The sequence below is a fragment of the Thermoleptolyngbya sp. C42_A2020_037 genome (assembly GCF_015272455.1).
Taxonomy (GTDB): domain Bacteria; phylum Cyanobacteriota; class Cyanobacteriia; order Elainellales; family Elainellaceae; genus Thermoleptolyngbya.
On record NZ_JACYLP010000037.1, the window covers coordinates 88,079 to 100,581 of the forward strand.

10 protein-coding genes are annotated in these 12,503 nt (G+C 54.9%); 5 read left to right on the plus strand and 5 right to left on the minus strand.

The features are described from left to right. Positions 1–286 precede the first annotated feature (286 nt). Positions 287–2,296 carry a sensor histidine kinase gene (locus IGS16_RS12465; RefSeq protein ID WP_297085868.1) on the plus strand — a complete coding sequence of 670 codons (2,010 nt, stop codon included), beginning with the start codon at positions 287–289 and terminating at the stop codon, positions 2,294–2,296. A gap of 407 nt (positions 2,297–2,703) precedes the next feature. Here the strand turns inward: IGS16_RS12465 and IGS16_RS12470 are convergent, their stop codons facing one another. The 3 genes from IGS16_RS12470 to IGS16_RS12480 all read right to left on the minus strand — a co-directional run bounded on the left by IGS16_RS12470 (position 2,704) and on the right by IGS16_RS12480 (position 5,127). After that, positions 2,704–3,399 (minus strand): ROK family protein, encoded by a 696-nt coding sequence (locus tag IGS16_RS12470; RefSeq protein WP_297085870.1) that lies wholly within the window; start codon positions 3,397–3,399, stop codon positions 2,704–2,706. Positions 3,400–3,470: 71 nt separating this feature from the next. Then, a complete protein-coding gene (locus IGS16_RS12475; protein ID WP_297085872.1) occupies positions 3,471–4,661 on the minus strand; it encodes a benzoate/H(+) symporter BenE family transporter in 1,191 nt (396 codons plus the stop codon). Positions 4,662–4,863: 202 nt separating this feature from the next. After that, on the minus strand, positions 4,864–5,127 hold the full coding sequence (locus IGS16_RS12480; protein ID WP_297085874.1) for a hypothetical protein: 264 nt from the start codon (positions 5,125–5,127) through the stop codon (positions 4,864–4,866). A gap of 149 nt (positions 5,128–5,276) precedes the next feature. Here IGS16_RS12480 and lnt point away from each other — a divergent pair, with 149 nt between their 5' ends. Further along, positions 5,277–7,094, plus strand: coding sequence for an apolipoprotein N-acyltransferase (gene lnt / locus IGS16_RS12485; protein ID WP_297085876.1), 1,818 nt, complete (start codon positions 5,277–5,279; stop codon positions 7,092–7,094). Here lnt and IGS16_RS12490 read toward each other — a convergent pair. Continuing rightward, entirely contained in the window at positions 7,039–7,455 is a 417-nt protein-coding gene (locus IGS16_RS12490) for a DUF4359 domain-containing protein (protein WP_297085877.1), read from the minus strand. The two genes, lnt and IGS16_RS12490, sit on opposite strands and share 56 nt — an antisense overlap. 348 nt (positions 7,456–7,803) lie before the next feature. Here IGS16_RS12490 and IGS16_RS12495 point away from each other — a divergent pair, with 348 nt between their 5' ends. From IGS16_RS12495 to IGS16_RS12505, 3 genes are all read left to right on the plus strand, one after another. Further along, complete coding sequence (locus IGS16_RS12495) at positions 7,804–9,552, plus strand: ABC transporter ATP-binding protein (protein ID WP_297085878.1); 1,749 nt, start codon at positions 7,804–7,806, stop codon at positions 9,550–9,552. A gap of 90 nt (positions 9,553–9,642) precedes the next feature. Further along, on the plus strand, positions 9,643–10,035 hold the full coding sequence (locus IGS16_RS12500; RefSeq protein WP_297085880.1) for a hypothetical protein: 393 nt from the start codon (positions 9,643–9,645) through the stop codon (positions 10,033–10,035). 464 nt (positions 10,036–10,499) lie between these two features. After that, positions 10,500–11,519 (plus strand): glycosyltransferase, encoded by a 1,020-nt coding sequence (locus tag IGS16_RS12505; protein ID WP_297085881.1) that lies wholly within the window; start codon positions 10,500–10,502, stop codon positions 11,517–11,519. Between the two features lie 242 nt (positions 11,520–11,761). Here the strand turns inward: IGS16_RS12505 and IGS16_RS12510 are convergent, their stop codons facing one another. Continuing rightward, on the minus strand, positions 11,762–12,442 hold the full coding sequence (locus tag IGS16_RS12510) for a GUN4 domain-containing protein (RefSeq protein ID WP_297085886.1): 681 nt from the start codon (positions 12,440–12,442) through the stop codon (positions 11,762–11,764). Positions 12,443–12,503: the final 61 nt, after the last annotated feature.

The following is a 12,503-nucleotide window of genomic DNA, read 5'->3' on the forward strand; positions in this document are numbered from 1 at the left end:
GAAAGAGCGTTCTAAAAATCTGAGAAATTAGAAAATCAGGCTGTCAACCCTGCGAACCCTGCAAATGAGCTTTTCAGCGTTTGGCAAGCTGGGACAATAGATGAGGGCAGTAGATGGAGGACAGCAGATGAGGGTCAATCGCGCCTCCGAGGATTTCCGTTAAAGCTTCCCAACTTTATGAAGACTTCAAAAAGTTTGCTCGGTCTAAACAAATCTGTGGCTTGGTCGGAAGTAATCAAATATTAGTGTTTTAAAGTGGAGTATGCCCTTTAGGTCGGGAATCGCTATGCCTGGTGGTCAGCCCTCCTTCCGCCGCTTGCTGCTGATGCGAATCTTGCTGCTTAGCATTCCCATCTTGCTGTTGGGGGTGGCAGTGACGTTTCGCAAGGCCCGCACCAGCCTCCTCGAAACAGCGCGGCAAAACCTGACCGAGAGCGCGATTCGCAAAGGCAGCCTGATTCGCAGCAGCATCCACTCGCTGCAAACCAGTCTGGCGATCGCCAGCCAGACCGAAAGCCTGCGATCTGGGGATATGGCTCAAAGCCAGCTTTTTTTAGAAGAATTGCTACCTCAGCTTCCGGGTGCCCAATGTTTGCAGTTGACAGATCTGTATACCTACCAAGTCGTGGCAAGTACCTGCGGCAACGCCCCAATCAAGTCGCTCGATGGCCACCCCTGGCGCTACCAGCCCGATCCTAGTGCTGCTAATCCATTCCAGGAATCCGTCTTGGACACCCAGCCACGACAGCGCGTGCGCCAAGACCCGCTGAATAGCCAGCTTGATCTGGTCATCAGCACGCCCGTCTACACGAGCGACGGCCGACCGCGCTATGGGCTGACGGTGCAAACGGTGCTGCGACAGATTGAGGTGGCAAAACCCTGGTCGCTGCTAGGCTATACGACGGTGATCGACCAGGACGGGACGTTCCTATCGCACCCGTTTCCTGAAAAGGTGGGGCGCAATATTGCCGAAGAGGGCGATCGCGATCGCTTTGAAAACATCCTGGAAAATACCGCCAGGGGCGATGGCGCAGTGCGTCACCTGTTCAACTTTTCGGGCGACAGCACCGAATGGCTGGCAGGCTTTACACCCATTGAAGTCAACATCAGCCCGACTGAAAAACGCATCTGGACGGTGCTGGCCGTTACCCGGCTCGACTATGCGCTGGAGGGGCTAAAGTCCATCAGCCAAATCCTGGCGCTGCTGACGGGCGGGCTGCTGACGGCGCACATGCTGGCTATGCTCTACATAGCTCGCGACATTTCCCTACCCATCGAAAAGCTCGGCAAATATGCCCGCCATCTGGATCGGCGCGATGTCAAAGCTCGAATGCCCAAAAACTTTCAGGTGCGCGAGCTAAACCAACTGGCAGACGTACTAAACAGCATGGTCAGCCGCTTGGAAGATCGTGCCAACGAGCTAGAGTCGGCCTGGCAAGAGGCCGAAGCCGCCAACCAGCTCAAGAGCGAGTTTTTGGCAACGACCTCCCACGAACTGCGAACGCCGCTCAACGCCATTATCGGCTGCATTCGGCTGGTGCAAGACGGCTACTGCGATACTCGTGAGGAGGAACTGGAGCTGCTGGAGCAGGCCGATAAGGCAGCGATTCACCTGCTCAAAATCATCAATGACCTGCTCGACATTCGCGGCATCGAGCAGGGCAAACTGCGGCTTTTTCTAGAAGTGGTCGATTTGCGGCAAATCTTGAAAGAAGTGCTGGAACTGCAAGCCGTCGAAATTCAGCAGAAGCAACTACGGCTGACGGCTCCTGATCTCGATGAGCAAATTTTGGTGCGGGCCGATCCGGCGCGGCTGAAGCAAGTGCTGCTGAACGTCGTATCCAACGCCGTGAAATTTACCGACGAAGGCAGCATTACGATCGACATTCGCCGCCACCAAAAGTCCGAGTTTAGCAAGCTAGTCAGCGACGGGGTTGCCCTCAACGGAGACGGCGGAGATTTGACAAACCCCAACACCCGACCCCAAGACTGGATTGTGGTTTCAGTCAAAGACACGGGCATTGGCGTAGACCCGGAACAGCAGGACAAGCTGTTTCGCCCGTTTGTGATGGCGGACGGCTCCACCACCCGCAAGTTTGAAGGGACGGGGCTAGGGCTGGCGATCTCGCGCAACCTGGTGGAGCGGATGGGCGGCACGATTGACCTCTACAGTGAGGGACTGGACAAAGGCACGACCGTCGAAATCACCTTGCCTGTGGTGGATGATTCCCAAACTTCAACCTTTGACCCCGAAACCAAGGCAGACGGCGCAGAGCGAATTAAGGTGAATTCGTAAGGCTGTCTGAAAAAAAATTTTCTGTAATTTTTCCCTGTATTCCTTAGAAACGGCTCAAGTCGTAAACCGATAGTTCAGTACACGCACGGATTTTATAGGGATATTTTCACAGATATACCCTGGATATGAGTTAACACAGCATTCATGCCCAGAAGGAAGCTAGAGCGCAAGAAAAACGAAGTAATCCAGGTTGCTATTGAGCCGGATGAGAAGGCGGCATTTGATGCCTGGTGCATGGCGAATAGCACCACAATGAGCAATGTCATTCGCCGAGAGATTGCCCCGTACATCGCACAAGGCAAAGTACTGCTTAACAAGCAAGCCCAGTAGAGGCGCTTGTAGCACCTGACTTTGCTTATGAGCCTTGGCAATCCTGCACGTTGTGACCCCTTTGCAACTTGCAGATTCTAATCGCGCCAGAGGGCGATGCCGCCTAATAGTCCTGCAATATTGGGCACGGCCTTGGCACGGGGAGGCAGCGTGAAGTTAATTTCCTTGGCGTTGCCGCCGCCGAGGTAGAGATAGTCGTAGTTAAACACGCGCTGCCATTGGGCGATCGCCTTTTCTAGCCGTTCGTTCCACTTTTTCTTGCCGCCCTCGTCGAAGGCAGCACGGCCCAACTGCTGTTCGTAGGTCTGCCCCTTGCGAAACTCGTGGTGTCCCAGTTCCAGATTGGGCACGAGTCGCCCATTGAGAAACATGGCCGAGCCAACGCCCGTGCCCAGCGTGATCACCATTTCTACGCCTGTGCCGGCGATCGCCCCCAAACCCTGCATATCGGCATCGTTGATCACGCGCACGGGCACTTGCAGCTTGTCAATCAGTATCGTTGCCAGATCCACTCCAATCCAGTCGGGGTGGAGATTGGCGGCCGTTTCGGTGATGCCGTTTCGCACCACGCCTGGAAAGCCGACAGAAACTCGGTCAAAGGTTTTGCCACTGGCCAGACCGAGGATGCCTTGAATCATCGGCTCTGGTTTGGCAGGGTCGGGGGTGGGAATGCGATCGCGCTCCGTTATCGGGTTTCCTGCTTCGTCTAGCACCATTACTTTGATGCCGCTGCCGCCGATGTCTACTGCCAGCGTGTGGAGGGGGTTCGTCATGTCTATTTGAGCTGCCTTGATTAATTCTCCTGATGAGACTATAGAGGCTGTTGGCAGACCGGGCAGCGGATTTAAGGAACTTTGAAAAGTTGGCGCGAAAGCTGTCGAATGGCGATCGCCAGCGCCCCCGCCACCAGTCCCCAAAATGCAGAGCCAATGCCCAGCAGCGCCACCCCCGACACCGTAACCAAAAACGTAATCAGCGCGGGTTCGCGATCGGCTTCGTGGCTCAGCGCTGTGGCCAGTCCGTTGCCGATGGTGCCCAATAGCGCCAGTCCGGCGATCGCCAGCACCAGCTCCGTTGGAAACGCTGCAAACACCGAACCCACCGTCGCGCCAAACAGCCCCACCAGCAGATAAAATAACCCAGCAAATACCGCTGCCATATAGCGGCGACTGGGATCTTCGTGCGCCTCGCGCCCCATGCAGATGGCCGCCGTAATCGCCGCCAGGCAGAGTGTATAGCCGCCAAACGGAGCCAGCACCAGTGTTGCTGCGCCTGTCCAGCCAATCAGCGGCGAAATCGGCGTATGATAGCCCGAAGCCCGCATGATGGCGATTCCTGGCACGTTTTGGGAAGCCATCGTCACTACAAACAGCGGTAGCGCCACGCCGATAAAAGACTGCCAGGTGAACTGGGGCGACGTGAAAATAAGCTGAGCAAATTCTAGCCGGATGCCATCTAGCTGGAGCAATCCCTGAACAGCGGCGATCGCCATTCCCAGCACAAGCGCCGCCACCACTGCATAACGCGGCAAGACACGCCGAAAGATCAGATATGTGCAAAACATGGCGAACGTTATTGCGAACTGAGTTTTCATCGCAACGAACAAATCTAGCCCAAAGCGAAACAGCACGCCTGCCAGCATGGCCGATGCAATTGGAACGGGAATGCGATCGATCATCCGCTCAAACCAGCCGCTGAAGCCCGCAATCGTCAACAGCACGGCTGACAACAAGAATGCACCAATCGCCTCTGCCATCGGAACTCCGGCCGCTGTGGTGATCAACATGGCCGCCCCTGGCGTAGACCAGGCCGTAGCCACGGGCGCACGATAGCGCAGCGACAGCCCGATGCTGGTGATGCCCATGCCCAGCCCCAGCGCCCCCATCCAGGAGCCAATTTCGGCGGGCGTGGCTTCTAGCGCCTGGGCCGCCTGAAACACGATGGCCGCCGAACTGGTGAATCCCACCAATACAGTCACAAATCCGGCGATCGCCGCTGATACTGAAACATCTTGCCAAATTGCTCTGCTGACCATTGCTGCTCGTCCCAAATGCGGAATCCAGAGAAAAGCTGAGATTTTCCTCTCAGACCTTAGAGCATATCAACGGCCGGGCGTAACCGTCTTGAACCCAATCATCTTAAACCCAGGTTTGCAACCTTGATCTGGGCAGCCTGGGGCGATGCGGCTGTGCATGATCTGCCGGAGTATCTGCCACATAGCCCCACATCCAGCAACCCTAGGCAGCCTGCGAATGAGCAATTGTTCTGGCGGGCTGATCCATTGCAGGGGAGTGAAGGGCAGGTGTGCTAATTTCTTGCCAGCCGTAGCCAGCCGCGAGACCCGGATACTGCTGGTTGAGCTGGCTCAGCATATTACACAGCGTGGCGGCGATCGCCCCAGCTTCCAGCGCTTGCTGCTGAAATTGGGCGTATTGTAGATAGGTCAGCAGACTAATGGCACCCGTCAACGTCAGTTGGTTAAGTTCTAAATCAGCATTCACAGGGAAAACTCCTTCGTCAAAATCGCAGATGCAGGATACACCGATGGTCTTGATAAAGTAATCGAAAATCTGAATGAAGATTACGCAAAGCGTTTCAGAAATTCCCCCTCTGGGGAAGCCGATTGGCTGAATCTTGCCTGTTTTTGCCCATGCCGACCCTTTTGAAGCTGTTTGGCAACAATCGCCAGCCGATCGCCGAGGATCGCTCCCACCGCATCCGGGGGCTAGTCGCCCTGCTCGGCGGTCTGGCGATGGGCTGCACGGTTGCACCTGTGAACGCCTGGTGGCTGGCCTGGGTGGCGCTGGCTCCGCTGTGGGTGATGATGAGGGGAGGCGATCGCGCTTCTACACCCGATCCTTCTCAGTTTCCCCTGCTAGGGGGGACGGTTGAATGGGGCGACTCCCGTAGAGATCGCTTCGCGAATCGCGTGTTGCTCCCAATCCTCTGGGGCATGGGCTACCACGGCCTCGCCCTCTCCTGGATTGTGGATTTGCACCCGCTGACCTGGATGGGGATTCCCTGGCTGGGCAGTGTGGCGATCGCCCTTTTCGCCTGGGTGTTCATTACCCTCTGGGGCGCAGCCATTCCCTTCACCTGGAGTCTGGGTTTTTCCCTTGCCACTCGCTTGTTTCGCCCGACCCTCCAATCCGCCCACCCGCCCATCCGCCCGCTCCCTCGGATTCTGACCGGAACGGCCCTCTGGTGCGCCACCGAAACCCTCTGGAGCCATAGCCCGCTCTACTGGACTTCCCTGGCGCTGACCCAAAGCCCACACAACCTGCCAATTTTGCATCTGGGGCAACTGTCTGGCCCGACGGCGGTGACGGCGGCGATCGTGGCGGTGAACGGGCTGCTGGCAGAAAGCTTTCTGGCGTGGCGCAATCGTCCGCAGCAGGTGTCGGCAGCACCGGAGCGCGATTCGCGAAGCGATCCCTACGGGAATCGGCCTGTCCCAGGTTTCCGAGCAAGGGCAGGTCGATATCTGGCGCTGGCGCTGGCGCTGCTGGCGGCGACGCATCTGGGCGGCTGGATGCTGCTGCGACAACCGCTGGCAGATCGGCCCGACCAAATGCTGACGGTGGGGCTAGTGCAGGGCAACGTGCCAACGCGGATCAAGCTATTTGAAGAGGGCGAGCGGCTGGCGCTAGAACGCTACACGCAGGGCTACCACACCCTGGCGGATGCAGGCGTAGATCTGGTGGTGATGCCGGAGGGGGCGTTTCCCTGGGTGTGGGTGGGCACGGCGCAGCAGGCGCGGCATCCCCTCTACCAGGCGGTGCTGGCGCGGGGCGTTCCGGCGATTGTCGGCACGGTGGGCTGGCAGGAACGCCGCATGACTCAAAGCCTGTTTGCACTCGCTCCCAATGGCGAGATTGCCGGACACTACGACAAAGTGAAGCTAGTGCCCCTGGGCGAATACATTCCCTTTGAGGCGGTGCTGGGGCGCGTGGTGGGGCGGCTGTCGCTCATCGAGGATTCGATGCATCCAGGGCACTTCGAGCAGCGGTTTGATACACCAGTGGGACGGGCGATCGCCGCCATTTGCTATGAATCTGCCTTTAGCTATTTATTTCGGCAGCAGGCGGCGGCGGGCGGCGAGTTTATCCTGACTGCCTCCAACAACGATCCCTACCCCCGCCGCATGATGCTGCAACACCACGCCCAAGACGTGATGCGGGCGATTGAGGGCGATCGCTGGGCTGTGCGCGTCACCAACACGGGCCTGTCTGGCATCGTCAACCCGCACGGGGAAACGGTCTGGCTATCGGGCTATCAAACGCTAGAAACCTACGCTGCCCCCATCTATCGCCGCCAGACCAAAACACTCTATGTCCGCTGGGGTGACTGGCTGCTGGGGCTGCTGCTGGGGCTGAGTGCAATTCGCGAAGCGATCCCTGTGGGAATCGCCGTTATTGCTTCTTGGCTTCGTAGGTCACGAAATTCCCCAAAATCCCCACCGTCTTGAAGCGATAGGCCGGCAGCAGTTGCGGCGGCAAAAAAGAGCGAATCTCCGCAGGCAGCAGCCGATGGGCAGATAGGTTCGTTTGATACAGGCTCAGCACCCCGTAGTTAGAGCGCTGCGTGTTGTCGGAAATGATTTCCCGCAAATCGTCCTGGTTGTCCTCTACCAGATCCGCACAAAGGTCTTCTAGGTCGATGCCCAACACATCGGGCGCATCGGGACATACTTCCCGATTCAAATACTCGGATAGACGAGCGGTGGCGTACTCATCGTAGGCCGCTTCCCCCGGATTCGTCGCTGCCATGCCAATGCCCACAGCGGCGATCGCCAGCCCAATCCAAATTCCAATCGATCCGCGCTTCATACGCTCCCTTACCCATGCGTGCCAATGCGTTCCAGACCTATTTCGCTAGCCTAGCGTAGATCCCTGACTGATGCCTGTCGCCCCCATTCCAAGGATTTCAATCCCACAGGGCGATCGCGCCGATGCCCCCACCCGGCAATTACAATTGGGCAATGACCATAGGGACGCTGGCGGAGGGCAGAGAGTTTCGAGCCAAAAAAGAGTTGAAGGTAGAAGCTACGCACCTCATCCTCATACCAATTAATTCTTGTATACGAAGGAAACTGCTGGAAGCCTTGCAGACGCTTGACTAGCAATCCAAAATCCCAAAATCCAAAATCCAAAATCGACCCCTCCCTCCCCCCCAACATGGCCATCTCTCGTTTCCAAAAACTGCGCCAATACCTCCGCCCCCACTGGCGACTGGCCGCAGGCGGTATTCTGGCGCTGCTCCTAGTGAATGGCATCGGGGTCTACATTCCGCTGCTGCTGAGGTCGGGCATTGACGAGCTTCAGCAGACCTTCAGCTTTGGCCGGGTGACGTTCTACGCGGGATGGATTTTTGCCCTGGCATCGGTGATGTGGGGAATGCGGATTTTGTCGCGCATCTGGCTGTTTGGCGTGGGGCGGCTGGTGGAATTTGACCTGAAGCAGCAGATTTTTAGCCATCTGCTGACGATGGAGCCGGCCTACTTTGCCGAAAATACGGTAGGCGATTTAATCAGCCGCGCCACTAGTGACGTAGACAATATTCGGCGGCTGCTGGGGTTTGCCGTGCTGAGCTTGGTGAATACGATCTTTGCCTACGCGCTGACGCTGCCTGTGATGCTGAGCATTGACGTGCGGCTGACAGTGGTGGCGATCGCCATTTACCCGCTGATGTTTTTCCTGGTGCATCTGTTTAGCGATCGCCTGCGAAACCAGCAGCTTGCAGTGCAACAGCGCACCTCTGACCTCAGCGATCTGATTCAAGAAGACATCAGCGGCATTGCGCTGATCAAAATCTATGCCCAAGAAGAAAACGAGCGACAGGCCTTTGCCGAGCGCAACCAAAACTTGCTGAAGGCAAACCTGGCCCTGGCCCGCACCCGCACGACGCTGTTTCCCCTGCTGGGCGGCTTGGCGAGTATTAGCCTCTTGGTGCTGCTGGCGCTGGGGGCGGGCGAAATCGCCAGCGGGCGCATCAGCATTGGCGATTTTCTGGCGATGCTGCTGTATGTCGAGCGGCTGGTGTTTCCCACGGCGCTGCTGGGCTTCACAATCACGGCCTATCAGCGCGGCGAGGTCAGCATCGACCGGGTGGAATACATTCTGGCGGAGCAGCCCAAAATCGACGATGCGCCCGACGCGATTCATCTGCCCCGGTCGGAGGTGCAGGGTTGGCTGTGTGCCGACCACCTCAGCTTTACCTATCCGGGCGCGACCCAGCCTGCGCTGGATGGGGTGAGCTTCAAGATTCGGCCGGGTGAAACGGTGGCAATCGTCGGCCCCATCGGCTCTGGCAAGTCCACGCTGGCAAACGCCCTGCCGCGCCTGCTGGATATTGCGCCAGGACAGGTGTATCTCGATGGCTACGACATTACGCAAATTCACCTGCGCGATCTGCGGGGGGCGATCGCCTACGTGCCCCAAGAGAGCTTCCTGTTCAGCACGACGATTAAAAACAATATTCGCTATGGCGACCCCAAAGCCGAGCAAGACGAGGTGGAAGCCTCCGCCAAGCAGTCGCAAATTCACCCGGAAATTCTCAATTTTCCGCAGCAATACAAAACCATCGTCGGCGAACGCGGCATCACGCTCTCTGGCGGACAGCGACAGCGCACAGCCTTAGCCCGCGCCCTGCTGATCGATGCGCCCGTGCTGATTTTGGACGATGCGCTCTCCAGCGTGGACAACCAAACCGCGACGGAAATCCTCACCAACCTGCGAGAAGGAACTCAGCGCAAGACAGTGCTGTTCATCACGCACCAGCTCTCGGCCGCGGCCCTGAGCGATCGCATTCTGGTCATGGACAGCGGGCGCATTGTGCAATCAGGACACCACGCCGAACTCCTATCGCAGCCAGGTCTATATCAGACGCTCTGGGAACAGCAAAAGTTAGAAGAAATTCTCCAATGAAATTCTTCAGTTAGGAGTCCGCAAAATTGCACAGGAGTTTACAATCATTCATACTTGTTAATGTACTGGCCCCTCTCCCCAGAATTCTCCATGCTGAGCGAACTGCTGCCGTTCCGACTGGCGATTGACCCGACCACCGTTGCGGGCGTGGGGCTGTGGGCGCTGGCGCTATACCTCGGCTTTTCGCCTGTCAGCGACTGGGTGATGGAGCAGATTAGCCGCTGGCTGAATTTTGCAGAGCGATCGCTCTACACCTCCCAAGCCGAGTTTGAGCGCACCCGCGCTGCCCGCGAAGCCCAAAACAGCTTCTACGCCTCGCTGCTCAGCGTGATTCCCTTCGTGATTGCTGGTGCGGGACTGAACTATCTGAGCGACGTGAGCTTGGGACGCAGTTGGTCAATCAGCACGGGCATTTTGTCCGTCATTGGCGCGGCAGTGTACGAACTGGGGCGACGCGACGGCCAGGCCTCAGATGAAGAATAGAAGTTGAATCGCAGCCTGAAACCTTCAATCCGTGCTTTGATTTGCGGCCTGGAGGTTCTTCAGCGTTGTCGAGTAACGCCATGATTTCGCTAAACCTCGGACAGAGCCATAAGGCTTTTAGAAGCGTTTCATAGTTCGATTCAGCAGCGACCTATTTCACTATCTCCAAGTTCTGGGATGATTCCGTCCCTGCCAGATTCATCTCGTCATTCAACAACACCGATGGCAGCGCTGGGAGAAATCTCTCGGTTTTCGTTCGCCCGTACTCATCCATGCAGCTTATGTTTGATGTGTTCCCACGTGCCATCGACCTGTCAAGCGCGAAAGTATGTCGAGCGCAAAAGTAATGGTAAACCGTACTTCCCATGCCTCCTTGAACTTTCACAAATGGCTTGGGATTGCTACATTAACAGCATCAACAAGTGCAAGGGCTGCATATGAATTTTTCTACTCTCCCGTATCCAGTGAATTTTGTGGTTAAGTATTCCGAGAAATGGTCTGATCTGTTTCGTTCTCCTGAATCCTCAATCCCTGACCCCAACACCTTATGTACTCGTATTCAAACTCTTGAAGACTGTTGGGTCGTTCTCACCTATTTGCACTTAAAGCGCAGAAATCTCAATGTATTTATTTCTGATCGCTTTATTCCCGGAGAAATTTGTGTTGTTAGTTCTCCTGATCTGGGTATCCGAGATCTGACTTTTAATTCCTTTATGGTTGGTTGTCGTGGTGATGGCTCTAAGCCTGTGCTTTGTGATATGGCAATAGTGCAAAACAGAGCCAACGTGGAATCAGCAGCCGACATATTCATTCCCCATTGGCCTCAACCGGGCTTGATACCAAGGCTAAAGGAGCGAGGTAGTACCATCGAAAATGTTGTATTTAATGGTTACGAAATCAATCTGTATGCACCCTTTTGCTCTTCAGAATTTCAGCGAGAACTAGAGAATCTTGGGGTAAAACTCGTTATTAATGGCAGTCCTGAGAATGGTCCTGTCATGTGGCATGATTACAGCACTAATGATTTGGTTTTAGCAGTCCGTGATTTAACCGAGAAAGATGCTTTGGGGAAACCAGCAAGTAAGTTGGTGAATGCTTGGATCGCAGGAGTGCCTGCTCTACTTGGACCTGAACCCGCTTTTCGTGACCTCAGGCAATCGGAGCTGGACTACATTGAGGTGAAAACACCTGAAGCTGTATTAGAGGCAATTCAAAAACTGAAAGCTCAGCCTGAGACATACCAGAAGATGGTCTTAAATGGTTTTCGACGTGCCCAGGAGTTTTCGGTAGACAACATCGCTGAGCAATGGTGTCAGGCGCTTTCAGGGCCCGTAGCAGAAAACTACGAGCGATGGAAGCAGAGCAATCAAGTTATGCATGCAGTGGCATTTGTTCCTAAAATTTTTAGGCACAAAGTTGCTTCTAGAGAGGCTGCTTATAATCGCTTTCATGGATATCGTATTGTTTCAGGGCGATACACTTGATTGTTGAATTGAGACATAAAATCTTATGCGGTCACCCTTATACGGGCACCTCGATTAATTGCCTTATTGAGAATTTCAGGAGCCTGAAACCCTAGTTTTCTCGTAGCTATTCTCAAGAGGATCTGAATTTTTCGAGGTGCCCTCAACTTGGCGCAAAAATGCTAGGTAATCGCAACGGTATTTTGCACCAAGCCATCAGGTTTGGACTACCAGATTTATTATAGAATCCTCGAAGGAAATACCTACTTTAGGTTACACTCTGCAAGATGCGATAATAACAGCCAGCCGCCAGCAACCCACCCCCCGTAGTCCGTATATCCTCCTATACTCTCTCGATAATTGTCGCCACGGGGAAAGTGACCTTCAGGAATCCAGTCCTTAGATATTTCACGACTGTATTGCTCCATTTTCTCTTTTTGCCAACCCACACAGTCCAAGAAACGATTCCAGGACCCAGAATCATGCCTGTAGTCTAGTTTTCCTCCACAATCTAGATAGATTTTTCTTTGAACACTAAAACCAAATCGCTCTCCACTATAGCTTGTCCATAAGTAATCAATTGCACGTAGATCTGCACAGGGAAAATTCTTTAATTCCTCGATTTGGATCCACTGCCCAACCTCCCGATCAACCATTTGAAGCATCAATCTATAGGTTTCATAATCTGCTCCTACCCAGTTGGCTTGGCTCAAGAGGGTTTTTAGTTGAATACACTTAATATCTTGTTCAGAGCCAAGCCTCTTTAGTTCCTCATTAGAAAACGCCAATTCGCGTAGCTGAGGAATAGATTCTTCTGAGAGTTTCTGAGAATTAGGCACAGTTATTCCCCAGCTTTTTCCCGCTTCCTTAATGTATTTTTTTGAAATAGCCTGCCAGTAAGCAGAATCCGAACTTGGCTCATAAAGTATGAGTATGACTGGCAGCGAATGGCTGCTTGACTGACAAAACTAAGAGGCTGGAATGCGGCTGAGGACGATGAATTCA